21 protein-coding genes, 2 tRNA genes and 3 rRNA genes are annotated in these 25,021 nt (G+C 43.4%); 15 read left to right on the top strand and 11 right to left on the bottom strand.

Going from position 1 to position 25,021, the window contains the following annotated elements:
* Nucleotides 1-79 precede the first annotated feature (79 nt).
* Genes TEL01S_RS10075 through TEL01S_RS10055 form a run of 5 tightly spaced genes read left to right on the top strand, consistent with a single transcriptional unit; the run spans nt 80 to nt 5,610 of the window.
* On the top strand, nt 80-2,035 hold the full coding sequence (locus TEL01S_RS10075) for a sodium-translocating pyrophosphatase (RefSeq protein ID WP_228369016.1): 1,956 nt from the start codon (nt 80-82) through the stop codon (nt 2,033-2,035).
* A 4-nt stretch (nt 2,036-2,039) separates the two neighbouring features.
* On the top strand, nt 2,040-3,050 hold the full coding sequence (locus tag TEL01S_RS10070; protein WP_012003976.1) for a 6-phosphofructokinase: 1,011 nt from the start codon (nt 2,040-2,042) through the stop codon (nt 3,048-3,050).
* Nucleotides 3,051-3,060: 10 nt separating this feature from the next.
* Nucleotides 3,061-3,729, top strand: coding sequence for an L-serine ammonia-lyase, iron-sulfur-dependent subunit beta (gene sdaAB / locus TEL01S_RS10065; RefSeq protein WP_012003975.1), 669 nt, complete (start codon nt 3,061-3,063; stop codon nt 3,727-3,729).
* 2 nt (nt 3,730-3,731) lie between these two features.
* A complete protein-coding gene (locus TEL01S_RS10060; protein ID WP_012003974.1) occupies nt 3,732-4,613 on the top strand; it encodes an L-serine ammonia-lyase, iron-sulfur-dependent, subunit beta in 882 nt (293 codons plus the stop codon).
* Nucleotides 4,591-5,610: a DUF2804 domain-containing protein gene (locus TEL01S_RS10055; protein ID WP_012003973.1), complete on the top strand. Its 1,020-nt coding sequence runs from the start codon at nt 4,591-4,593 to the stop codon at nt 5,608-5,610. The genes TEL01S_RS10060 and TEL01S_RS10055 overlap by 23 nt, the downstream gene beginning before the upstream one ends.
* 11 nt (nt 5,611-5,621) lie before the next feature.
* Here TEL01S_RS10055 and ltaE read toward each other — a convergent pair whose 3' ends face one another.
* Nucleotides 5,622-6,638 (bottom strand): low-specificity L-threonine aldolase, encoded by a 1,017-nt coding sequence (ltaE, locus tag TEL01S_RS10050; protein ID WP_012003972.1) that lies wholly within the window; start codon nt 6,636-6,638, stop codon nt 5,622-5,624.
* 168 nt (nt 6,639-6,806) lie between these two features.
* On the opposite strand from ltaE, the gene TEL01S_RS10045 reads away from it, so the two are divergent.
* The 10 genes from TEL01S_RS10045 (at nt 6,807) to rrf (ending at nt 16,563) form a co-directional block, all read left to right on the top strand.
* Nucleotides 6,807-7,928 (top strand): ABC transporter substrate-binding protein, encoded by a 1,122-nt coding sequence (locus tag TEL01S_RS10045; RefSeq protein WP_012003971.1) that lies wholly within the window; start codon nt 6,807-6,809, stop codon nt 7,926-7,928.
* A gap of 44 nt (nt 7,929-7,972) precedes the next feature.
* Complete coding sequence (locus TEL01S_RS10040; RefSeq protein ID WP_012003970.1) at nt 7,973-8,851, top strand: branched-chain amino acid ABC transporter permease; 879 nt, start codon at nt 7,973-7,975, stop codon at nt 8,849-8,851.
* A gap of 12 nt (nt 8,852-8,863) precedes the next feature.
* Nucleotides 8,864-9,913 (top strand): branched-chain amino acid ABC transporter permease, encoded by a 1,050-nt coding sequence (locus TEL01S_RS10035; RefSeq protein ID WP_012003969.1) that lies wholly within the window; start codon nt 8,864-8,866, stop codon nt 9,911-9,913.
* A 3-nt stretch (nt 9,914-9,916) separates the two neighbouring features.
* Complete coding sequence (locus TEL01S_RS10030) at nt 9,917-10,687, top strand: ABC transporter ATP-binding protein (RefSeq protein WP_028843629.1); 771 nt, start codon at nt 9,917-9,919, stop codon at nt 10,685-10,687.
* Nucleotides 10,674-11,378 carry an ABC transporter ATP-binding protein gene (locus tag TEL01S_RS10025; RefSeq protein WP_028843630.1) on the top strand — a complete coding sequence of 235 codons (705 nt, stop codon included), beginning with the start codon at nt 10,674-10,676 and terminating at the stop codon, nt 11,376-11,378. The genes TEL01S_RS10030 and TEL01S_RS10025 overlap by 14 nt, the downstream gene beginning before the upstream one ends.
* A 240-nt stretch (nt 11,379-11,618) precedes the next feature.
* Nucleotides 11,619-13,173, top strand: a 16S ribosomal RNA gene (locus tag TEL01S_RS10020).
* 45 nt (nt 13,174-13,218) lie between these two features.
* Nucleotides 13,219-13,295 (top strand) — tRNA-Ile (locus TEL01S_RS10015).
* Between the two features lie 5 nt (nt 13,296-13,300).
* A tRNA-Ala gene (locus TEL01S_RS10010) sits at nt 13,301-13,376 on the top strand.
* A 37-nt stretch (nt 13,377-13,413) separates the two neighbouring features.
* A 23S ribosomal RNA gene (locus TEL01S_RS10005) occupies nt 13,414-16,406 on the top strand.
* Between the two features lie 40 nt (nt 16,407-16,446).
* Nucleotides 16,447-16,563: ribosomal RNA gene (gene rrf, locus TEL01S_RS10000) — 5S ribosomal RNA — on the top strand.
* Together the 16S, 23S and 5S rRNA genes with 2 tRNA genes alongside form the textbook arrangement of a ribosomal RNA operon.
* Nucleotides 16,564-17,059: 496 nt before the next feature.
* On the opposite strand, the gene TEL01S_RS09995 is transcribed toward rrf, so the two are convergent.
* The 10 genes from TEL01S_RS09995 to TEL01S_RS09955 all read right to left on the bottom strand — a co-directional run bounded on the left by TEL01S_RS09995 (nt 17,060) and on the right by TEL01S_RS09955 (nt 25,019).
* The gene (locus TEL01S_RS09995) at nt 17,060-17,263 is read right to left on the bottom strand and encodes a heavy-metal-associated domain-containing protein (RefSeq protein WP_028843631.1); all 204 of its coding nucleotides are present in this window, start codon (nt 17,261-17,263) and stop codon (nt 17,060-17,062) included.
* Between the two features lie 13 nt (nt 17,264-17,276).
* Nucleotides 17,277-18,266 (bottom strand): ABC transporter ATP-binding protein, encoded by a 990-nt coding sequence (locus tag TEL01S_RS09990; RefSeq protein ID WP_028843632.1) that lies wholly within the window; start codon nt 18,264-18,266, stop codon nt 17,277-17,279.
* A 12-nt stretch (nt 18,267-18,278) separates the two neighbouring features.
* Nucleotides 18,279-19,244 (bottom strand): ABC transporter ATP-binding protein, encoded by a 966-nt coding sequence (locus tag TEL01S_RS09985; protein ID WP_028843633.1) that lies wholly within the window; start codon nt 19,242-19,244, stop codon nt 18,279-18,281.
* A 5-nt stretch (nt 19,245-19,249) separates the two neighbouring features.
* Nucleotides 19,250-20,083 carry an ABC transporter permease gene (locus tag TEL01S_RS09980; protein ID WP_407636302.1) on the bottom strand — a complete coding sequence of 278 codons (834 nt, stop codon included), beginning with the start codon at nt 20,081-20,083 and terminating at the stop codon, nt 19,250-19,252.
* Between the two features lie 56 nt (nt 20,084-20,139).
* Nucleotides 20,140-21,147 (bottom strand): ABC transporter permease, encoded by a 1,008-nt coding sequence (locus tag TEL01S_RS09975; RefSeq protein ID WP_012003961.1) that lies wholly within the window; start codon nt 21,145-21,147, stop codon nt 20,140-20,142.
* 67 nt (nt 21,148-21,214) lie between these two features.
* Entirely contained in the window at nt 21,215-22,723 is a 1,509-nt protein-coding gene (locus tag TEL01S_RS09970) for an ABC transporter substrate-binding protein (RefSeq protein ID WP_012003960.1), read from the bottom strand.
* Between the two features lie 186 nt (nt 22,724-22,909).
* Nucleotides 22,910-23,260: a hypothetical protein gene (locus TEL01S_RS09965; RefSeq protein ID WP_028843635.1), complete on the bottom strand. Its 351-nt coding sequence runs from the start codon at nt 23,258-23,260 to the stop codon at nt 22,910-22,912.
* A gap of 3 nt (nt 23,261-23,263) precedes the next feature.
* Complete coding sequence (locus tag TEL01S_RS09960) at nt 23,264-24,502, bottom strand: DUF1576 domain-containing protein (protein ID WP_028843636.1); 1,239 nt, start codon at nt 24,500-24,502, stop codon at nt 23,264-23,266.
* Nucleotides 24,503-24,575: 73 nt separating this feature from the next.
* The gene (locus TEL01S_RS10865) at nt 24,576-24,749 is read right to left on the bottom strand and encodes a YHS domain-containing protein (protein WP_012003957.1); all 174 of its coding nucleotides are present in this window, start codon (nt 24,747-24,749) and stop codon (nt 24,576-24,578) included.
* Between the two features lie 21 nt (nt 24,750-24,770).
* Nucleotides 24,771-25,019 (bottom strand): SHOCT domain-containing protein, encoded by a 249-nt coding sequence (locus tag TEL01S_RS09955; RefSeq protein ID WP_012003956.1) that lies wholly within the window; start codon nt 25,017-25,019, stop codon nt 24,771-24,773.
* Between the last annotated feature and the right edge of the window lie 2 nt (nt 25,020-25,021).

Below are 25,021 nucleotides of genomic sequence, written 5' to 3'. Positions count from 1 at the left end.
TTACCATATTTTGTACAAAAAAGTATAAGCTACATTTCTTTGGTACAATCATAATATAATCAAGAGATTTTTTAAGGGGGTGTATTTTTTGCTGGCGCTGTTGTTTGGAGCCATAGTTATTGCAGTGTGTTGTGTAATTATTCTGATTTTTAGGATTCTGGACAGCAGTCCTGGCAATGAGGAAACTATAAGGCTATCTGAGATGATACAGAAGGGTGCAAAGTCATTTTTGTTTCAAGAGTATGCTATTTTTTTCCCAATTATTTTTGTGATTGCGCTTTTGATATTCATTTTTCTTAACTGGATTTGTGCAATTTCTTTCATTGCCGGTGCTGTTTTTTCATCTCTTGCCGGTTTTTTTGGCATGATAATTGCTACGAAATCGAATGCCAGAACAAGCTGGGGAGCCATTAAAGGTTTACCAAGCGCATTGAGGATAGCTTTTTCCGGTGGAGCAGTCATGGGAATAAGCGTATCAACTCTTGGTTTATTAGGCATTGGACTAATATATAAACTGACGCGTAATGTAGAGTATATAAGTTATTATTCGCTTGGTGCATCTTTCGTGGCTTTGTTTGCAAGAGTTGGAGGCGGAATATACACGAAAGCAGCTGATGTAGGTGCTGATATAGTTGGAAAGACTGAGGCAAATTTGCCAGAAGATGATCCGAGAAATCCTGCCGTAATAGCTGACAATGTTGGAGATAATGTGGGAGATGTAGCTGGAATGGGTGCTGATCTTTATGAATCTTATGTTGGATCGATTTTTTCGGCGCTCGCTCTCGCAACTATTATTGACGCAAGATTTACAGATGCTATTTTTGCGCTGGTTACCTTCGGATTATTGTCTTCTATCGCTTCTGTTGTAATTACCTTAACAGCTGGGAAGAAATTCAGAGATCCGTCATCTGCTTTGAGATTTGGAACAATTCTGTCAAGCGTTCTTGTTGCAGTATGTATGTTCGTTTACTCCGCGGTGATCAATCTTTACAATATTTTCTTTGTTGTTATTCTTGGAATTTTTGTTGGCGTAGTTGTTGGGTTCGTGACGGAATTTTATACATCGGGCAAAAAAGTAATTAATCTGGCAAAATCAGCAACCATGGGCCCAGCAAATTCAATGATAAATGGTATATCCCTCGGTATGGAATCAACAAGTGTTGTTACTGTACTTATAGTTCTCGTTGTTTTAATTTCGTTCAGATTACTTGGACTTTTTGGAGTAGCTCTGTCAGCTGTGGGAATGCTTTCTACTATCGGCATGAGTTTATCGGTTGACGCTTATGGTCCCATTGCGGATAATGCTGGTGGAATTGCTCAGATGGCCGGTCTTGATAGCAAAGTAAGAGAGATAACAGATAAACTTGATTCTGTTGGCAATACAACAGCAGCTATGGGTAAAGGGTTTGCAATAACTTCGGCTGCTTTGACTTCCTTAGCTTTATTTTCAAATTACGCAAATGTAGCCCATGTAAGTACACTTGATATAAAAGATCCAACGCTTTTCACGGGTGCCATGATCGGTGCCATGCTACCATTTTTGTTCAGTGCTTTGACAATGAAAGCTGTTGGTAATACTGCAGATATCATGGTTGAAGAAATAAGAAGGCAAATAAAAGAAGTGCCTGGTATAATCTCTGGACAGGTTCAGCCGGATTACAATCGATGTATTCAAATAGCCACGAAAGGTGCTCTGAAAAGGATGGTTTTTCCATCATTGCTTGCAGTTATCAGTCCGGTTATGACATACTTTGTTCTTGGACCATCAGGAACAGCGGGAATTCTTATTGGTTCAACTGTTTCCGGAGTTATGCTCGCCATATTTATGGCTAATTCTGGAGGAGCCTGGGATAATGCAAAAAAATATGTAGAAGAAGGGCATTACGGTGGCAAAGGTTCTCTGACGCATAGAGCTACTGTTATAGGAGACACCGTTGGTGATCCACTTAAAGATACCGCTGGTCCATCTATAAATATACTGATTAAACTCATGGCAATAACATCTGTTGTAACTGCAATTTTTGTTGGGAGGTAGGAATATGAAAAGAATAGCTGTTCTTTGCGTCGGAAATGATTGCCCGGGATTGAATGCAGCTATCAGAGCAGCAACTGTTAAAGCTTCAGAGCTAAATATAGAGATTCTTGGTGTTAAGGATGGTTTTGAGGGATTCCTGAGCGGAAAAATAGAAGTTATGACAAGAAACACCGTTTCTGGAATATTGCATAAAGGAGGAACCATTCTTGGAACCTCTCTGTTTTTACCTGTGAATGAAGAAGACATTGTGCAGGTAGCAGAAAAGGTTGAACAGTATTCTATAACATGTTTACTGATACTTGGTGGAAGACTTGGAGTGAGAGCCGCATTGAAACTGATGCAGAGTGGTGTTCCATCTGTTCTTGTTCCGGCAACCATCGACAACGATCTTTCCTTTAGTGACTTTTCCATAGGATTTTTTACGGCTGTTGAACACGTTAAAGATGCCCTTGATATTTTGCACGCGACGGCGGAATCACATCACAGAGTAATGATTGTTGAAACGATGGGTAAACCAGGTGGCTGGATAGCAGTAGTTGGAGGTCTTGCAGGAGGGGCTGATTATATAATAACCAGTGCCGAGCCTCTTGATATCCAAGAACTTTTGAAGAAGATTCGCAGCCGTTATGAAAGTCAAAAAAGGTTTTCTCTCGTTATTGTAGAGAACGATGTCAACCTTCCGGGTGAAATATACCAGCTTGCTAATATGGATTCTCACATACCTCCAGCAGAAGCCATAGGTGAGTTTCTCGAAAAACAATTGAAAGATATAAACATGGAATGGAGATATACAAATCTCGGATATTTACAAAGAGGAGGCAGTCCTGTGTCTATGGATAGATTAATAGCAATTCAGATGGCGACGAGAGCAGTAGAAATGGTTAAGGCGGCAAGAGTGTACCATGCTGTTGGTATGAAGGGATTGACAGTGACAGAGGTGCCATATTCAGATACTATGATTAATGTACGAACTGTCGAGGAACATCTGAAAAATCTTGCAAAACTTTTTTATTGAGGGGATCAAAATGTCCTTGCTTGATGTTGTTGGTCCGGTTATGGTAGGGCCGTCGAGTTCTCATACTCTTGGAGCCATGAGAATAGCTAAGTTTGTCAACAGGATGATAGGGATGGTTCCGAAAAAGGTAGAATTCCTGCTCCATGGTTCTTTTGCAGAGACTTTTAGAGGACATGGTACAGATAGGGCACTTCTGGCTGGCATTCTGGGGTTAAGATACGATGATGAAAAAATAAGAGCTATTTACGAAATAGTAGATAAAGTTGGACTTTCTTATCAGTTCTCAAAAGCTAATCTTGGTGATGTGCACCCTAATACTGTTTGCGTAAAAGTTGAAGCTGGAGATTATCACCACGAAATAGAAGGTTGCTCTGTTGGTGGGGGGGCTATAAGAATCACGAAAATCAATGGTATCGATTGCAATTTGACATGGGCTTACGATACCTTGATAATAATCAATAAAGATGAACAAGGCGCACTTTCAAAGATACTTAGCAATTTGGGTGCAAATATTGCAAATCTTTATCTTAGGAGAATAAATCTCCTGGTTGGAAGGGCTTTGACTATAATCGAGCTTGATTCACCAGTAAATGTTTTCAATTTGTCGAAAAATCCGTTTGTTGTTGAATATTATTTTATTCCGAGAGACGATACGGTACAGGATTTTCTGGGTGGGTGATTATGAATTTCTCAGAACTAATTGAGTTGAAAAATAAAACAGGTCAACCTTTTCACGAAATTGTGCTGATTTCTCAGATGATGGAAAATGGTTCTGATCCAAATATTGTAAGAGAAAAGATAACTTTTCTACTGAAGACAATGTTCGAAGTCTGCGAAAAAAATTACGCCAAAAGACACCGTACATTAACTGGTCTCTGTGGAGGAAATGCTGAGTTGTTATCGCAATACGAACCTCACATGATTGGTAAATTTGCACACGTTGCCATGATCACTGCTTTGTCTGTGTCAGAGGCCAATGCTTCTATGTGTAAAATTGTTGCGTGCCCGACTGCTGGTTCTTGTGGCGTTGTACCCGGCGTATTGTTTGCACTCAAAATGGTTGAAGACTTTCCTGATAATGTGTTGATAGACAGTCTAATAGTGGCAGGGGCGGTAGGAGATGAAATAGCCAGAGTAGTTTCTACATCAGGTGCAGTCGCAGGATGTCAAGCGGAAATAGGAACCGCAGCAGCTATGGCAAGTGCTGTGGCTGTTTATAGTTTTTCAAATGATGCCGAAAAAGTTTCTCATGCAGCTGCCTTGGTTTTGAAATCTATGATGGGACTTGTTTGCGATCCAGTTGGTGGATTTGTTGAAGTGCCATGTATCAAAAGAAACGCTGTAGCGGTTAATATAGCAATAGCATGTGCTGAGATGGCACTCTGTGGTATAAAAAGCATAATTCCCTTTGATGAAGTAGTTGAGGCAATGGCAAAAGTTGGAAGATCTATTCCCGAGGAACTTCGTGAAACTGGACTCGGGGGCATCGCATCGACAGAAACAGCTAAATCTATTCTTGAAAAAATCAGGAGTGATCTGAATGAAGAAACGTATGAGCATTGAAATAAAAGACTCGGCAGATTTATGTACGCCCAGTGGCAAACTCAATCCAATGGCACTTGGATGGTCCAGACGGCCGTTAATTCGTTGCAATATTCATGGTCATTTTTTGAGAAAGAAAAAATGGAACTACTGGGCATTTATCAATCAAAATTGCATGTTCTCGGCGACTGTTTCAAATATAGATTACTTAGGTGTTGTTTTCTGTTATTTTCTTGATCTAAAAAGTGGTGAACTTATTGAGCGAACGGTTCTAACTCCATTTGGAACAGGTTGCAATTTACCAGATGTTGTGAACAAAGACGTGGAATTCAATTCAAAAGATATGAAAATTAGATTTCTGAGGCGAGATGAAAAAACATTTATAGAATCACACTTTGTCGCAAAAGGCAAAAGAATAGAAGCCCATTTAGAGGTTTTGCAAGAGAATATAGAATCTTTGAATGTTGTTGTGCCATGGAACTGGAATAGATATCAATTCACAAGTAAACAATATTGTTTGCCTGTGAGGGGGAAAGTATTTGTTTCTGAGAAATGTTATGATTTTGATCCAGATAACAGTTTCGCTACACTTGATTTTGGAAGGGGTGTGTGGAAATATTTAACTTTTTGGAACTGGGCAAATTTTGCAACGCGCTTAGATGATGGGACTGTTATCGGGGTAAATCTTGGAGCTGGCTGGACAGATGGAACAGGTACGAACGAGAATGCTGTTTTGATAAATGGGAAACTCAGCAAAATTGAAAGCGATGTAAGATTTGTTTATGACAAAACAGACCTTATGAAACCCTGGCACATATATTCATTCAACGGTGATGAGGTAGATATAGAGTTTCAGCCATACTTTCACCGCTCTGCAAAAACAAACTTGATATTACTCAGTTCGAACGTTAATCAGATGGTAGGTACCTTCAAAGGTTTTGTAAGGGATGGAGATAGAAAAGTTTACATAATCAGAGATGCCCTTGGATGGGCTGAAGAACATTACGCGAGATGGTAAATAGAGCCGAATCAGATTTTTACTATCCTTTTTATAATTTTCACAACTGTGTAAATATCTTCTTTTGAAATATCTTTGTGAGTCACAAATCTGTATATGCCTTCATGAGGTGGATTGATTTTCACGCCATTTTCTAACATTTTACCAACAAAAATTTCTGGTTCAATGGTATTAAAACTGAAAAACACCATGTTTATATCGAGCTGATCTTTCAAAACGTGAATCTGAGGGATTTCATCTAGAAGATTTGCCAGCAACTTTGCATTTTCATGATCTTCGGCAAGTCTGTCTATCATTTCATTCAGTGCTATTATCCCGGCAGCAGCGAGAACTCCAGCCTGTCTCATTCCTCCACCCATTAATTTTCTTCCCTTCCTGGCTTTCGCGACAAAATCTTTTGTACCTGCCAGAATTGATCCAACTGGAGCAGAAAGTCCTTTGGATAAGCAGAACATAACTGAGTCGGCACTTGAAGCTATTTGCTTTGCATCTACATTTAATGCAATAGCTGCATTAAATATTCTTGCACCATCTAAATGAACCGGTATTGAGCATTTTCTCGCAAGTTTGTGAACATTTTCTAAATAATCTATCGGTATTACTTTTCCACTTGAATGAGCGTTCTCCATGCAAATCAAGCCTGTTCTTGGATTATGTATGTCTTCATTTCTTATTGCCTTTGCTATTTTATCGATGGAGGGCATACCGTAAGGATCATCTATTGTTCGAAGTTGAACATTTGATATTACGGCAGGTGCGCCCACTTCATGAACAAAAATGTGGTTTGAAGAAGGCACTATGACTTCATCTCCTCTGAGTGTATGGGTGAATATAGCAAGCTGATTTCCAAAGGTGCCAGACGGAACAAAAAGGGCAGCTTCCTTGCCTATTTTTTCGGCTGCGAGTTCCTGCAATTTGTTAACTGTGGGGTCATCCTGATACACATCATCTCCAACTTCTGCTTCAAACATTGATCTTCTCATTTTCTCTGTTGGGGTTGTGACAGTATCGCTTCGAAGGTCTATCACTTCAATCCCTCCATAAACATAAATATTATACAGCTAACCTTTGTAAAAAATCCCGCATGGAAAATTTTGAAAAAGATATTTAAGTGTATTTTATGTTATAATTCTCGGCGAAAAGGTGTTTTTCATCTTAAATATTTGTGAAAAACCACATTTGGAGGGGGTGTATTTATGAGGTGGCTATCTTTTCTTATGTTATTTGCTATGGTGCTTTGTTTTGCTGCTGAACCTATAGTTATCGGAGTTTATGAACCCATGACGGGACCGTATGCAGCTGGTGGACAGATGACCATGGAAGGCATCAACCTTGCGTATGAACAGGTAAAAGAAGTTCTTGGAAGAAAGATTGAGCTTGTTCTGGTGGATAACAAAAGTGACAAAGTTGAAGCGGCAAATGCTGTTGCAAGATTGATTGAATATCACAAAGCTGTAGCAATCATAGGTAGTTATGGTAGTGCAGTTGCAATACCTGGTAGTGAAGTTGCTAATAAGCTTGGAGTTCCAATGGTTGGATGTTCGCCAACAAATCCGTTAGTGACCCTTGGAAAACCATTTGCTTTCAGAGTATGTTTTATCGACCCATTTCAGGGTACTGTTATGGCTCAATTTGCTGTTGAAAAACTTGGTGCAAAAACGGCTGTTGTAATACAGGATATTGCCTCAGATTATTCTGTAGGTTTGTCACATTATTTTCAGGAAGCTTTCAAAAAATTGACCAAAAATAACAAATCTGTTCTGGGTGTGATCTCCTATCAAACTGGCGATCAGGATTTTACAGCTCAGCTTACATTTGCTAACAGTAAAAATCCAGATGTGATTTTCATACCTGCTGCGGCGTACGGTGAGGCTGCTCTTATCATAAAACAGGCACGTGAGCTCGGAATGAAACAGGTTTTCTTGGGTGGTGACACATGGGAGGCACCGGAGTTCCTTGAAGTTGGTGGAAAATCTGTCGAGGGCAGTTATTTCAGCACCCATTTCGACACAGAAGCAGTGACAACACCGAAAGCCGCGGAATTTATAAAAGCCTTTAGAGAAAAATATGGCAAAGATCCAAGTGCTTTTGCTGCTCTTGGTTATGATGCATACATGCTCGTTATAGATGCCATTAAACGGGCAAATTCTGCAGATCCAAAGGCAATCAGGGACGCACTCGCAACTACCAAGAATTTTGAAGGCGCAACGGGCTACATAACGCTCGACCAAAACGGCGATGCGGTGAAAGATGCTGTTATAAGGATGGTGAAAGACGGTAAATTTGTTTATGTTGCAACAGTTAGACCTAGTGAGTAACTTTCGGTGCAGGCAGAACGCCTGCACCTTTCGGAGGTGCTGAAATGAACTGGACTCTATTTTTACAGCATCTGGCGAATGGTATAGCGTTAGGATTTGTTTTTGGTCTTGTAGCTATCGGTTATACTTTGGTCTATGGTGTGGTTAAGCTGGTTAATTTTGCTCATGGTGACATATTCATGATGGCTACATTTTTCGTTTATTACAGCATTACGCTTTTTTCAATTCCGTGGTGGTTATCTTTTGTTTTTGCCATTTTTCTTACAATTCTCCTGGGGATTTCTGTTGAAAAGATTGCCTACAAACCTTTAAGAAGCGCACCGAGAATTTCTTCGCTGTGTTCAGCAATCGGAATGTCCTTCCTGCTGGAAAATTTTGCAACAGTTGTGTTTGGGGGAAGACAAAAGCCTTTCTATCAACCAAATGTTCTGAACAGAACGATAGAAATATATAATGTGAGAATACAATTTGTAACAATAATTACAATTGTTGTGTCGATAGTCGCTTTATTATTTTTGAATTATCTCGTTTACAGAACAAAAATGGGTCTGGCAATGAGAGCTCTTGCACATGATTTTGATACAGCAAAATTAATGGGCATAAATGTGGATAGAACTATTACTTTTACATTTGCTGTTGGATCTGCTCTCGCTGCTATTAGTGCCATATTCTGGGCTTTGAGATATCCTCAAATATGGCCATTCATGGGGGTTTTCCCGGGGTGGCGCGCTTTTACGGCAGCGATAATAGGAGGTATTGGAAGCATTAAAGGTGCAATGACGGGTGGTTTTTTAATAGGTATGATTTCGATTTTGCTTGTCGCTTTTTTACCCGACCTGGCAGGATACAGAGATGCCTTCATTTTTATCATGCTTGTTTTAGTGCTTCTTTTCAAACCAAAAGGTTTGTTTGGTGAAGCATAGGGGGTTGTAACAATGTACAGAAAAAGCTCCTTCTGGCTTAGTGTGGCAACTGTATTCGCATTTTTCTTATTCATTGCTTACGCACAGGGCAATTTTGATGCTTATATTCTAAGAATCATGAATGTTGCCGCTATATATGTTATTCTTGGAGTTAGTTTGAATTTGATAAATGGTTTCACAGGGCAATTTTCCTTAGGACATGCCGGTTTTATGGCGATAGGCGCTTATACTTCAGCGCTACTTTACATGTCTCCTGAACTCAAAGCGATGAATTTTTTTATAAAACCACTCATCTGGCCTCTAAATCAGATTCAAATTCCTTTTTTTCCAGCTCTACTTATAGGGGGACTACTTGCTGCAGGTGCTGGTTTTCTGGTTGGGGCACCATGTATGCGAGTTAAGGGGGATTATCTTGCCATAGTTACCTACGGATTTTCGGAAATAATAAGAGTTCTGTTTAACAACCTTCAAAGTGTGACAAATGGTCCTCTTGGTTTAAAAGGTTTGCCGACATATACGAATCTCTGGTGGAGCTGGGGACTGGCTATCTTCACGATCTTTTTTGTGAAGAGATTAATCGACTCCAGCTATGGGAGAGCCCTCAAAGCTATAAGAGATGATGAAGAAGCAGCGGAGGCTATGGGGGTAAATTTGTTTTTCCATAAAGTTTTGGCATTTGTGGTAGGAGCTTTTTTTGCTGGTATTGCGGGTGGTTTGCTTGGAAGTTTGGTGATGACGATAGATCCAAATGCTTTCAACATAATGCTTACATTCCAAATAGTCTTGATAGTTCTTCTTGGTGGGCTTGGAAGCATAACTGGTACTGTGATATCGGGTGTTTTGATAGCTTTTTTAATGGAATGGTTGAGAATTGTCGAGACGCCAATGACTTTATTTGGTATTACGATTCCTGGAATAGCTGGCATGAGGATGCTGATTTTTTCGATTATCTTGATGATAGCAGTACTATTTTTCAGACATGGAATACTCGGGGACAGAGAATTTTCTTGGGAAGGTATGTTTTTAATTTTGAAAAGTAGAAGGGTGAAAAAAGGAGAATGAATTATGCTGAAATTAGATCACGTGACAAAAAAATTTGGTGGATTGATAGCCGTTAATGATGTATCAATTAATATTGAAAAGGGGAAACTTGCTGGCCTTATAGGACCTAATGGTGCGGGAAAAACGACTATTTTCAATATTATTACTGGTGTTTATAGACCAGAAAATGGCAGAGTTTACTTTAAAGATCGTGAAATCACTGGGGAAAAACCTCACAGAATAACGTCACTTGGGGTGGCGAGAACTTTTCAAAACATAAAACTCTTCTACAGAATGACCGTTCTTGATAATGTGAGGGTTGCATGCCATTTCAGGTTAAAGGCATCAATATTATCTGCTGTGTTTGACCTTCCCGGTTATTCAAAACAGGAAAAATCTATAACGGAAGAATCCTTGAAGTTACTGGAAGCTGTTGGGTTGTATGAATTAAGGAATGAACGTGCAAGTTCCTTGCCTTATGGTCACCAGAGAAAATTAGAGATAGCTCGCGCGCTTGCTACAAGACCCGAATTACTTTTGCTTGACGAACCTGCTGCAGGCATGAACCCGGAAGAAACATTAGACCTGATGAAATTTATTGTCAGAATACGCAATGAATTTGATCTGACAATTCTTCTAATAGAACATGACATGAAAGTAGTCATGGGAATTTGCGAAGAAATAACTGTTCTTGATCATGGAAACATTATTGCTCGCGGAACACCCCTGGAAATTCAGAATAACCCGGAAGTTATAAAAGCTTATTTGGGAAGTGGTGCTTATGCTCGTGGTTAATGATCTTTGCGTAAATTATGGTGCAATAAAAGCACTCAAAGGTATTTCTTTTCGTGTGGACCGAGGTAGTATAGTTGCCTTGATTGGTTCAAATGGTGCAGGAAAAACGACAACTCTGAAAGCCATCTGCGGTCTTGTGAAGATCAGATCCGGGAAGATTTTATTCAATGACGAAGATATTACAAACAAACCGACAAATCAGATTGTTTCCAGAAGAATTACGATGGTTCCGGAAGGCCGGCGAATTTTTCCGAATCTTACCGTATATGAAAATTTACTGATAGGAGCTTATCAGAGATCGGATAAAAATGGCATAAAAGAAGATATGGAATTCGTTTTCTCTTTGTTTCCAAGACTTAAAGAGAGAGTTGATCAGAAAGGTGGAACATTATCAGGCGGTGAACAACAGATGCTTGCTATTGGAAGAGCGTTGATGAGTAAACCGGATTTGTTGATGCTTGATGAACCATCCCTGGGACTGGCGCCGATAATAGTCGAAGAGCTCTTTGAGATAATCCAAAAAATACACAAAGAGGGTAAAACAATACTTTTAATTGAACAGAATGCTTATGCAGCGCTTAATATAGCGGATTATGCATATGTTGTTGAAACTGGCAGGATAGTTTTGCACGGTAACGGGAAAGAGCTTTTGAACAATGAAAAGGTGAAGTATGCTTATCTTGGAGGCTGAATTTAAAATTTGTGCGGTGTTTACTTTTTCGTAACTTGACACTGTGTTGACTAAGTGATACTATGATATCCGGTCGCTCGAATAAGATGATGAAAATGATGGGTCTTACGAATTGAATAGAAGTAGAAAAGGTCTTGTTAAGACCAGGAGTATTGTGTCCCTGGGTCATTGAAATGTGGATAGCAGTCCCGCCAATCGAAATATAATTGAAAGTCAGGAATCAAAACCTTCACTATAAGTTTTGTGGAGGGTTTGATCCTGGCTCAGGGTGAACGCTGGCGGCGTGCTTAACACATGCAAGTCGCGCGGGGAAACCCCTTCGGGGGGAGTACCAGCGGCGCACGGGTGAGTAACACGTGGGTAACCTACCCCTCAGCGGGGGATAACCGGGGGAAACTCCGGCTAATACCCCATATTATCCGGTGACGACAGTTGCTGGATGAAAGGAGTGTTTGCTTCGTTGAGGGATGGGCCCGCGGCCCATCAGGTAGTTGGTGAGGTAATGGCTCACCAAGCCTACGACGGGTAGCCGACCTGAGAGGGTGACCGGCCACAAGGGCACTGAGACACGGGCCCTACTCCTACGGGAGGCAGCAGTGGGGAATTTTGGACAATGGGCGAAAGCCTGATCCAGCGACGCCGCGTGAGGGACGAAGCCCTTCGGGGTGTAAACCTCTGTTGTGAGGGACGAATAAGATCTGGAGGAAATGCCAGATCGATGACGGTACCTCACGAGAAAGCCCCGGCTAACTACGTGCCAGCAGCCGCGGTAATACGTAGGGGGCGAGCGTTACCCGGATTCACTGGGCGTAAAGGGGGCGCAGGCGATCCAGTATGTCGGGTGTGAAATCCCACAGCTCAACTGTGGAATTGCGCCCGAAACTACTGGGTTTGGGGCTGGTAGAGGGAGACGGAACTGCTGGTGTAGGGGTGAAATCCGTAGATATCAGCAGGAACGCCGGTGGGGAAGCCGGTCTCCTGGGCCAAGCCCGACGCTGAGGCCCGAAAGCTAGGGGAGCAAACCGGATTAGATACCCGGGTAGTCCTAGCCGTAAACGATGCCCACTAGGTGTGGGGGAGTCATTCCTCCGTGCTGTAGCTAACGCGTTAAGTGGGCCGCCTGGGGAGTACGCCCGCAAGGGTGAAACTCAAAGGAATTGGCGGGACCCCGCACAAGCGGTGGAGCGTGTGGTTTAATTGGATGCTAAGCCAAGAACCTTACCAGGGCTTGACATGCAGGTGGTACCAACCCGAAAGGGAAGGGACCCTTTCCTTTTGGAAAGGGAGCCTGCACAGGTGGTGCACGGCCGTCGTCAGCTCGTGCCGTGAGGTGTTGGGTTAAGTCCCGCAACGAGCGCAACCCCTGCCCTTAGTTGCCAGCGGTTCGGCCGGGCACTCTAAGGGGACCGCCGGCGACGAGCCGGAGGAAGGAGGGGACGACGTCAGGTACTCGTGCCCTTTATGCCCTGGGCTACACACGCGCTACAATGGGTGGTACAGTGGGTCGCGACCTCGCGAGAGGGAGCCAATCCCCAAAACCATCCTCAGTTCAGATCGCAGGCTGCAACCCGCCTGCGTGAAGCCGGAATCGCTAGTAATCGCGGATCAGCCATGCCGCGGTGAATACGTTCCCGGGGTTTGCACACACCGCCCGTCAAGCCACCCGAGTCGGGGGCACCTGAAGACGCCTATCCTAACCCGAAAGGGAGGGAAGGTGTTGAAGGTGAATCTGGCGAGGGGGGCTAAGTCGTAACAAGGTAGCCGTACTGGAAGGTGCGGCTGGATCACCTCCTTTCTAGGGAGAAATCGGGACTGCTATCCATATTTGAGTGGCTCAAGCGGGCTCGTAGCTCAGTTGGTGAGAGCGCACGCCTGATAAGCGTGAGGTCGGAGGTTCGAATCCTCCCGAGCCCACCATGGGCGGGGACGTAGCTCAGCTGGGAGAGCGCCTGCTTTGCAAGCAGGAAGTCAGGGGTTCGAATCCCCTCGTCTCCACCAATGGAAGGGTCATTGAAAACTGCATAGGAAGCGAAAAGGTCAAGGTACTAAGGGCATGCGGTGGATGCCTTGGCGATGGAAGGCGATGAAGGGCGTGGTAAGCTGCGATAAGCCTCGGGGAGCCGCAAACAGGCTTTGATCCGGGGATTCCCGAATGGGGAAACCTGATTGGTCGTAAGACCAGTCGCCGAAAGGTGCGAACCGGGGGAAGTGAAACATCTCAGTACCCCGAGGAAAAGAAATCAAACGAGATTCCCTGAGTAGAGGCGATCGAAAGGGGAAAAGCCTAAACCAGTGCGATGTTCAAGCCCGTAGGCGTTGTTGCACTGGGGTTGTGGGACACAGTTGGGCGAGGCTACGGACTCGCCGGGGAGTTACAAATCTTCTCCTTAGCTGAACCATCTGGGAAGATGGGCCGGAGAGGGTGACAGCCCCGTAAGCGAAAGGGAGAAGACTCCTTGAACTGTGTTCCCAAGTACCGCGGGACCCGGGAAATCCTGCGGGAATCTGGGGGGACCACCCTCCAAGGCTAAATACTCTCCATCGTCCGATAGTGCACGAGTACCGTGAGGGAAAGGTGAAAAGAACCCCGGGAGGGGAGTGAAATAGAACCTGAAACCGCATGCCTACAATAAGTCGGAGCCCGCAAGGGTGACGGCGTGCCTTTTGATTAATGAGTCCGCGAGTTGTCGTCAGTGGCAAGGTTAAGCCGGTAGAGGCGGAGCCGTAGCGAAAGCGAGTCCGAATAGGGCGCAAGTCACTGGTGGCAGACCCGAAGCCGGGTGAGCTACCCCTGGGCAGGATGAAGGTGGGCTAAACCCCACTGGAGGTCCGAACCGATGGATAGTGAAAAATCCTCGGATGACCTGGGGGTAGGAGTGAAAAGCTAACCGAACCCGGTGATAGCTGGTTCTCCCCGAAACGCATTGAGGTGCGGCCTCGAGTGGTCTGTGCAGGGGGTAGAGCACTGATAGGGCTAGGGGGGTAACCTCCGAACCCTGTCAAACTCCGAATCCCTGTACATAAAACTCGGGAGGAAGTCTGTGGGGGATAAGCTCCATGGACAAAAGGGAAACAGCCCAGACCATCGGCTAAGGGCCCAGAGAGATGGCTAAGTGGGAAAGGATGTGGTGCACCCCAGACAACTGGGAGGTTGGCTTAGAAGCAGCCATCCTTTAAAGAGTGCGTAACAGCTCACCAGTCGAGGTGCACTGCGCCGAAGATGTAACGGGGCTCAAGCCATCCCCCGAAGCCATGGGTCTGTACATTATGTACAGGCGGTAGGGGAGCTTTCCGCTGTAGGGTGAAGGTAGACCCGTGAGGGCTGCTGGACGAGGCGGAAGTGAGAATGCGGACATGAGTATGCGAGAGGAGAGTGAGAATCTCTCCCCCCGAATGCCCAAGGGTACCTGGGGAAGGGTCGTCCTCCCAGGGTTAGCCGGTACCCTAAGGTGAACCCGAAAGGGATAGCCGAAGGGAAGCTGGTTAATATTCCAGCGCCACCTGTAATCGAGGTGCGAGGGGTGACGCAGAAGGGTAAACGCCGAGGGTAAGTGGCATTCCCTTCCAAGCGGTTAGGGCGTTGATGGGTGTAGGTAAATCCGCACCCGGAGTCTGAGCCGTGATGGGAAGGACCCGTGAGGGTCCAACGGCGTTGACCCCACGCTGCCAAGAAAAGCCTCGCGTACCGTTCGAGGTTGCAGGTGACCGTTCCGCAAACCGACACAGGTGGGCGAGCTGAGAAAGCTAAGGGGAGCGGGATAACCCTCGCCAAGGAACTCGGCAAATTAACCCCGTAACTTCGGGAGAAGGGGTGCCGCAGTAGGGTGAACTCAGGGGAAAGGGCAACCTGGAAACTGAGGAAGCCTGAAGCGGTCGCAGTGACAAGGCCCTAGCGACTGTTTACCAAAAACACAGGCCTCTGCAAACTCGTAAAGAGGATGTATAGGGGCTGACGCCTGCCCAGTGCCGGAAGGTTAAGGGGAGGGGTGAGGCCGCAAGGCGTAGCTCCAAACCGAAGCCCCGGTAAACGGCGGCCGTAACTATAACGGTCCTAAGGTAGCGAAATACCTTGCCAGGTAAGTTCTGGCCTGCATGAATGGCGTAACGACTGGGGCACTGTCTCGGCGAGGGACCCGGTGAAATTTCAGTGTGGGTGAAGATGCCCACAACCTGCGGCTAGACGGAAAGACCCCGTGGAGCTTTACTGCAACCTGGTATTGGATTCTGACACATCGTGTACAGGATAGGTGGGAGGCTGTGAACCCGGCTCGTCAGGGTCGGGGGAGCCGTCGGTGGGATACCACCCTCGGTGTGTCGGAATTCTAACCTGAACCTGTGAAGAGCAGGTTGGGAACAGTGCCAGGTGGGCAGTTTGACTGGGGCGGTCGCCTCCTAAAATGTAACGGAGGCGCGCGAAGGTCGGCTCAGGTGGGTTGGAAATCCACCGAAGAGTGTAAGGGCATAAGCCGGCCTGACTGTGAGACCGACAGGTCGAGCAGAGACGAAAGTCGGCCCTAGTGACCCGGCGACTCCGAGTGGAAGGGTCGTCGACAACGGACAAAAGTTACCCCGGGGATAACAGGCTAGTCTCGCCCGAGAGTTCACATCGACGGCGAGGATCGGCACCTCGATGTCGGCTCATCCCATCCTGGGGCTGAAGCAGGTCCCAAGGGTTAGGCTGTCCGCCTATTAAAGGGGTACGTGAGCTGGGTTCAGACCGTCGTAAGACAGGTCGGTCCCTATCGGCCGCGGGCGCAGGAGGTTTGAGGGAGGTCTCCCCTTGTACGAGAGGACCGGGGAGAGTGGGCCTCTGGTGTACCGGCTGTCCTGCCAGGGGCATACGCCGGGTAGCTATGCCCATAAGCGATAACCGCTGAAGGCATCTAAGCGGGAAGCGCGTCCCAAGATTAGACCTCCCATCCCATAAGGGAGTAAGGCCGGTCCGAGAATAGGACCTTGATAGGCCGGTGGTGTAAGCATCGTAAGGTGTTGAGCCAACCGGTACTAATAGGCCGAGGCCTTGACCTTACAGCTTCCTATGCAGTTTCCAGTGATCCTTCAGGTTTCCTCGGGTGCAGATACCAGAGCGGGAAACACCCGGTCCCATTCCGAACCCGGCCGTTAAGCCGCTCTGGGCCGATGGTAGTATGGAGGCGACTCCATGTGAGAGTAGGTAGTGCCCGGGGATTTAAAGAGGCTGCTTTGAAGCAGCCTCTTTTTTGTATTGCTATCTGTGACCTCCCCCCATTTCTAAAAAAGTGGGCTTCCTGCTTTATAAAAACTTTCGCCTCTCCGCAGGTTTAAGATCGGAATGGTCCACTCCTACAGCTTGGATATCCAAGCTATTTCTTAGTATACTCTCTTTTCCTATTTTTATCAGGTATCTATCCTGCCTTTCGTCTCATGTTTGAAAATCATGGGTTTTCCCGGCGGGGAATCATAAACTATCATTGCTTATAGAAGAGGTTTTCACAGTCAAAGTAGCTTCTGCTGTCAGATTTTCCACGCTCAAAGAGCTGTTATATTAACATATGGCTAATTTTATTTTTGCCACATTTATATTCTTACTGTGAACAGACGTACAAATTATCCGTTCTCTTAGTGTTAAGTTGTGACATTATGTGCTGAGAGCAAACGATATTCATTATTCACTTATAAAAGTGGAAAATTTTTGTCTCTGGTTAAAGTGCTTCATAACTTTCCACGGGATATCCTATTTCTTCCATTTTGCTCAAGACTGTTTTGATATCTTCAGTATCAACAATAACAGTTTTCTTTTCAATGCTGATCTCATACTCCTTCAATCCGATGTCATCGAATACTTTCGAAATTCTCATTTTACAGTGCTGACACGAAATATCCGGGACTCTCAGTGAATATTTCATGATCTTCTTCCTCCTAATTAGATTTGTAAAGGTGGCACGCAATAATTCTACCATCTTCCATTTTAACAAGTTCAGGCTCAACTGAACCACAGATGCTCATTGAAAAAGGACATCTTGGATGAAATCGACATCCTTTTGGTGGATTGATTGGATTTGGAACTTCTCCTTCAGGGATAAATCTTTTTTTTGAGCTCATGATATCTGGATCTGGCTCTGGAATAGCCGATATCAGAGCTTTAGTGTACGGATGCATGGGAGATTTGTAGATGTGATTATATGTACCTATTTCAACAAATTTTCCAAGGTACATTACCCCTATTTTATTGCAGATGTATTTGGTAGTTGCAAGATCGTGAGTTATAAACAAAAAGGTCAGGTTCATTTCTTTTTTCAAATCAAGAAGGAGTTTTAGAAGTTGTGACCTTACAGAGACATCGAGCATGGCCAGCGCCTCATCGGCAACAACAAATTTCGGCTTTAAAATCAGTGCTCGGGCTATCACTACACGTTGCCTCTGACCACCGGAAAGTTCATGGGGATAACGAGGATAAATTTCCGGTTGAAGATTGACTTTTTCGAGCATCTCAAGAACCATATTCCTTCTTTCTTGCTCGCTTTTTCCAATGTTGTGTATTTCCAGACCGTGTTTCACGGCATCCCCTATTTTCATATAGGGGTTCAGGGCAGCCATAGGGTCCTGAAAGATTACCTGCATTTTCCTTCTGAAGGATCTCATCTCATTGTTACTCAATCTGGTGATATCAACCCCGTCAAATTCTATAGTTCCCTCAGTTGGTTCTATCAACCTGAGAACAAGCCTGCCTGTTGTGGTTTTTCCGCTTCCTGATTCCCCTACTAATCCGAAAGTCTCTCCCTCGTTTATCTCAAAAGAAACACCATCGACAGCTTTGACAAATTTTTGCGGAACTCTCATTAATATTTCTCCCGCGCTTCTTTTAACAGCAAAGTATTTTTTCAGGTTTGAAACACGAAGTAAGCTCATTTTCCTCACTCCTTAGCGATACAACCAGCATTTGACTTGTCCTCCGTCCACATCAAAAACAGGCGGTTCTTTTTCGCAAATGTCCATTCTGAATGGACATCTACTGGTGAATCGGCATCTTTCTGGCACGTTCAGCAAAGAGGGAGGTGATCCAGGAATGAAATTGAGCTGAAGATCTTCTGGGTTGGTGTTTGGAATACTTTTCAAAAGTAATTTTGTGTATGGGTGTTTGGGTTCATAATAAATTTTGTTCTTGACATTCTGTTCTACCATCTGTCCGGCATACATGACAGCTATTTTATCGGCCATTTGAGCAACCACACCGAGATCATGTGTAATCAATATGACAGAAGTGTCATAGCTTCTTCTGAGTTCATCTAAGAGCTCCAGAATTTGTGCTTGAACAATTACATCAAGTGATGTTGTTGGTTCGTCAGCGATTACTATATCTGGATTCAAAACGAGTGCGAGTGCTATCATGACTCTCTGGCGCATTCCTCCACTGAATTGAAATGGGTACTCTCTCATTCTTTCCGGTTCAATACCAACTTTTTCCAAGATTCGAGCAGCTCTTTCTCGAGCCACATCAAAAGATATACCCGGTTCGTGTTCTCGGAGTGTTTCGTAGAATAATTTTTCAACTTTTATTATTGGATTCAGAGATGTCATTGGATCTTGGAAAATCATTCCCACGACTTTTCCACGCACTTTTTTCATTTCTTTCTCGTTTAAGGGAATTATGTCAATTTTTCCAACCGATAATTTGCCTTCATATTTTGTTTTCGCAGGCAGTAGTTTCAGTATGCCCTGACCAAAAGTTGATTTCCCACATCCGGATTCTCCAACAATACCTATGGTTTCACCCTTTTTTAACACAAGATCTATACCATCAACAGCTCTGACATATCCTTTCTGGGTGTGATAATGTATTTTAAGGCTTTCAGCTTTCAAGACTATTTTATCTTCGCTGCAATCCATGTTTATCACCTTCTCTCGCGAATTGTTGGATTTAGCAGCTCGTTGATCCCCTCGCTGAACATAGAAAAACCGAGAGCTGCTAAAACAATTGCAAGTCCCGGGAACATTATTCCCCACCAGGCTCTGCTCAGAACAAATCTCTGTCCACTGCTCAGATCAAATCCCCAGTCCGGAGTCGGAGGAGCTATACCAAGTCCAAGAAAAGACAGGCCTGCCTCTGTCATAAGTGCGTCTGCGAGATTCATCGATAGAACGACAACAACAGATGGCAGGACATTTGGAAAGATGTACCTTATAAGTATTTCCCAATTTTTAGCGCCAAGAGCCCTGGCAGCTTCTACGTAAAGCTCGTTTTTGATTGATGCTACCTGGTTTCTAATGATTCTAAAATATGTGGGGGCGTAAACAACGGCGATTGAAAGTGATATGTTTACCACTCCTGGTCCCAGAACGGCTGCAATAGCTATGGCAAGAACCAGTCCGGGGAAAATATACATCGCATCCATTATTAAAGTTAAAATCCTGTCAATCCATCCACCGAGATATCCAGAGATCAATCCCAATGGTACACCTATGGCGAATGCTATCGCAACTCCCATAAAAGAGATACTTAGAGCTATTCTTGCTCCATATATGACCCTGCTAAGTATATCTCTCCCTAAATTATCCGTTCCAAACCAGAATTGTTTCGAAGGTGGTTCAAGAGACAGACCGACCTTTTCTGTCGGATCATATGGTGCTATGTATGGCGCGAAGGCAGCTAAAATGATGAAAAAAATCAAAATGGAGGAACCAATGATTGTCAATCTGCCGGTTCCAGAACCTGTCAAATCTCTCATGAATTCCCCTATCTTTTCGCTCATAAAACCTCTGTTCTTGGCCACCTAACCACCCCTTAGTACCGGACTCTTGGGTCTACCAAGGCATTCACTATATCTATGATTATGCTTATTATCACTATGAATAATGCGAAAAAGACTATAGTGCCCTGAATTGCAGGGAAATCTCTATAACGTATTTTCATAACTAAGTAGCTACCTATGCCCGGCCAGGAGAAAGTCGTTTCTGTTAGAATAGCACCCGCGAGCAATATGGCGAATTCCATACCCATTATTGTGAATATCGGGACAAAGGCATTTCTCACAGCATGTCCATAAAGAACTATCTTTTTTCTTAAGCCCCTCGCTCTGGCAGCTTTTACAAAATCTTTGGATAACATCAAGACGGTGTTGTTGCGGACCATTCGTAAAAATACGCTTGAGATAACCATACCAAGTGTTATACTTGGTAGTGCTAAATAACGAAAGACATCGATCAATCCATGCCAGTCTTTCGAGAGAATAGCGTCCAGAACATAAAGTCCTGTGACAATTTTAAATTCAGCTGAAGCAGGGATTCTTCCACCCACAGGAAGCCATCGTAAATATGAAGCAAACACTAATTGTAAGATCAAACCAAACCAGAAAACAGGTATTGCGTACAGTAATAATGAATAAACCCTTGCTACAATGTCCAATCCTTCATCTTTTCTCCACGCACTTTCTGCTCCCCAGAATAACCCAATTATTAGGGCTATCAAGAAAGAAAAAATAGTCAGTTCCAGAGTTGCTGGAAAACGATCTTTAAGCTCTTCGAAAACAGGTCTGTTAGTAAGTGTGGATGTACCAAGGTTACCAGTCATAATTCCTTTAATGTAGTCAAAGAATTGAATTAACACAGGTTTATCTAAACCTAACTCATGGCGCTTTTGCTGGATAACTTCAATGGGAGCTTTACCTCCCAGGATAGCGAGCACAGGATCTCCAGGTATGATCCGAAGGATGAAAAATATAACAGCGAGCAAAATGAAAATCATTGGAAGGGCAAGAATTATCCTTGTTATTATATAGCTCTTCAATGACAAGATTATCACCCCGCAAGTTCTGCAAAAAAGCCCGCGCACAGGCGGGCTTTATAGATAAAAAAATTAATTACTTTTTCTCAAGTACATAATATCTGAATATTTGTGTAGGTTCAAGGATTATGCCAGATATATTGGCTTTTGCTTCACAATCTGCAAAACCTTGCCAGAGAGGTATGTATGGGACATCCTGGGCTAAGGATTTTTGAACTTGCTCATAAAGTTTCGATCTTTCTTCAACGGATTCAATACCACGTGCTTGCATCATCAAATTCTCAACTTCCATGTTGCTGTAAAAACTACCGAGCGACTTGGCTCCGCTTTCACTCAGGAATGGCCATACGTAATCGTCCGGGTCGAGATAATCCGGGTACCATCCAAGCAGGAATAATCCCATTGTTCCATTCAAGAAATATTCGACATACGTTGACCATTCGGCATATTTGATATTTACTTTTATCGCTTTTGTTTCTTCGAAAGATCTTTTCAAAAGTTGCGCGACATCAGCCTCTGTAGAACCGTAATGAGAAGGCGTATACCACAAATCGATCTGCAAGGGCTTTGAAGAAGAATAACCTGCTTTTTTCAGCAGCTCAACTGCCATATTCACGTCACGCTTTGGCATTGCATCAATATGGCTCCACCATCCCATTGGGATCATGGAATATAGAGGTTTTGCCAGATCAGAGAAGACTGTTTTTGTAATCACATCTCTATCAACGGCATAGGATAACGCTTGTCGCACATAGACATTGTCAAATGGTTGCTGTTTAACATTTATAACTAAGTAACGAATCTGAGGGCTTGTTCCTAAATAGACCTTTATTCCGAGCTGTGATTCCATGTTTTTCAGATCGAGAATATCTCTTGGATCCATGTGCCTGTATGCGACATCTATTTGCCCTGTTTCAAGAGCCATCCTCAACTGTGCGGAGTTTTCAAAAAATTGGATGATTATTTTTGGAGTCTTTGGAGCAGGTCCGAAATATTTTGGATTGGCTTCAAGAACGATTCTGACGTCTCTTTGCCATTCTGTGATCCTGTAAGGTCCTGAAGCTAACGGGGCTTCATCAAAAAATTGATTCTCCGGAGTTACTTTTGGATTGACCGGAAATGCGACAGTGTAACCAAGCACTGAAACAAAAGCCGAGAATTTGTATTTAAGTTTCACTTTCAACGTGTGCTGGTCAACAACCTCAATTTTATCAATGACATCACTCAGCAAGAACGCCGGATCCCCATTCAACCTTAATACGCGTTCCCATGACCATTTGAATACTTCTGCATCAATTGGTGTGCCGTCCTCAAACATTGCTCCTTTTTTAATGGAAAAAATGTAAGTAAGTCCATCATCAGAAACACTCCAGTTTTCAAACAACCACGGTATGATTTCGGCTGTTCCTAATTTGTAGTCTACAGGGCCAGCCAGGATATTTTGAAGAATGTTGCTGGAAAAATAATCATAACAATTGGCAGGATCAAGTGTTCGAATCTTGTCTGTGGTACCAACTACAATGAATTCAGCGGAAAACACGGCAATAACAAGCAAAACAAATAACAGCACAAGATATTTCTTCATACCCTTCCCTCCCCGATAAGAGTTTTCTTAGCGTGTATTATATCACACTGATATATAAATAATCCCAAATTCGCAGCTGATTTTTCGCAAATCTGTGACCAAACCCATGCAAATTAAATGCTGTACCTGTGACAATCTGGCTTGTATCAGAAGGGCTTGCAGGATTAGTTTTTTATCAAAATTGTGTTATTTATTTCTTCCTATGAGGAAACTCATTCTCAGAATCGATGAATTTTTATCATAGTCAATTTCTACCTTATTTACAAGCATTGCTATTAAGGCGATATCTTCATCCGAGCCGTATTCACCAACCAGGGGTAAGTAATAATAACCCATTTCCTCGTGGCTCTCGGTTTTCAGATAAGACTTGAGAGAATCAATGTCATGATTATTTAGAAGTGCTCGAGACTCTATGACTATCGAAAGTTGGCTTTCACAGTTGTCAATTTTGATACTCATGTTACTCGCGTTTTTTGACAGAAGATACCTGATTAGTTGAGCGCAGAGTTTCGTTGCTATTTCAATTTTTCTTGGCATGAGTTAATCCTCCTTCTTGTGGATTACTTTTATCAAAGGAATTAAAAACATCGCCACAAGCCCTGCGGCAAATCCGTTATTATAAAGATTGAGCCCACCATGCAGGAATCCCACATTGTTTACAACAGCTATATGGAGGAAGCCAGCGATAATACCCCATATTGGTCCAAATTCTCCGGCAATTGGTGAAAGCGTTGTTCCAAACAAGGCGGCAAGTACATTGTTGGGGTCTGATAAACTGTATTTATTCGTGAGACCTCCGATAGTTATGCCGAATAAAACTGGTAGAACATTTCTTGGATGTTTTCCAAAGGCTCCAAAACCGGTTACGGTAAGAATTCCACCCACAGTTGGTCCATTCAGTTGACTACCGGTTATCAGCACATAGAAGGTCATTGAAAAACCGAGTAATCCCATGTTGAAAAGTGTTATCGGAAATCCCTCAAATATGACAAAATCACTGACCAATCTTCCAGAGTGTTTCATAAGCTTGCTATAATTCGAAAGTGATTTTCTGTTCATTTTCCAGCCATAGTACATCATTAAAGCAAAAACAAAAAATAGAAAAATTGATAGAACGATATTATTGCCGATTGACCAGACTTTTTGCGATGGTATTTCATAGCCGTAGGTTCTGAGGAGTGCTGCAGCAACCATACCGATCATGCCACACGTAAACCCAACATTATATAAATTGTAACCCTTGTGAGTGGTCAAAAAATATCCGGCGAGATCTGGCAAAACAAATCCGATGGCTATAGCAACAATATATGAAACAAGGATCTCGTTGACTCCTTTCACAGGGAGAAAAAACGCAATTTGTGTGACGAGTGGGGCTATGGCTGTACCGAAATATGCAACGTATACGTATCTTGAAAATGGTTCTCGTTTGTAAAGAGAGTATAAAAAGACACCTATTAAGATTGGCCAGACATTGAAAATATTTTTTCCAAATAAGGCAAAACCACCAACTGTCAGTATTGAAGCAAAGGACAATCCGGTGGTAGGCAATTTCATGAGGTGCAGAAACCAGGTGAAAGTGATCATCAGGATACCGGAATTTATGAAAGCAGCGGATAGCCCACCAATTTCGATATAATCGGTTAGCAAATAATCTGGAACGGTTATTATTTTCAAAAGATTTGCAATCAGGTCTACTGGGTGCCACAGTCCACCTGTGATTAAACCAAAGATAATAAAGAGAAAACCAAAAGAATACAGGAAAACTCTATGTTTTTGCACAACAGATCCTCCCGTTTTTGTTGTTGAAACTACAGCAATATTATAGTAAAAAAAGCTGGCGGGCGCCAGCTTTTCAATGACAACATCCATGTTTTTTAGAAGGCTGGATGAATTTATTCGGGTCAGACTTAAACTTTTCTGAACATTCTTTGCTGCAAAAGTAATATTCTTTTCCCATATATTCAAACTTTTCCGCAGCTTCATGTATTTTTATTTTCATGCCACAAACAGGATCTTTGACTTTCATGATATCACCTCTATTCTGAGTTCAAACCAGTGTTTTTTTGAGCCTTTCATATTCCTCTTCTGTAATCTCACCTTTCGCTAAACGTTCTTTAAGAATTTCCAGAGCCCTGTTTGATTTTTCCATAGCATTTGCACCAAATGAAGAAAAAAACCATCTAAAAAACATTGCTGCAGCAACTATTACTACTATGCTCCAGACAATCATAATTACGGCTCCAAACCAATTCCAGTGACTAAAAAAGTTCCATCTTCCAAACCACCACCAGCACATAA

The sequence above is a fragment of the Pseudothermotoga elfii DSM 9442 = NBRC 107921 genome, from assembly GCF_000504085.1.
Taxonomy (GTDB): Bacteria; Thermotogota; Thermotogae; order Thermotogales; family DSM-5069; genus Pseudothermotoga_B; species Pseudothermotoga_B elfii.
The sequence above is the reverse complement of the archived record's forward strand: the minus strand, read 5'-3'. Positions and strand labels throughout refer to the sequence as shown.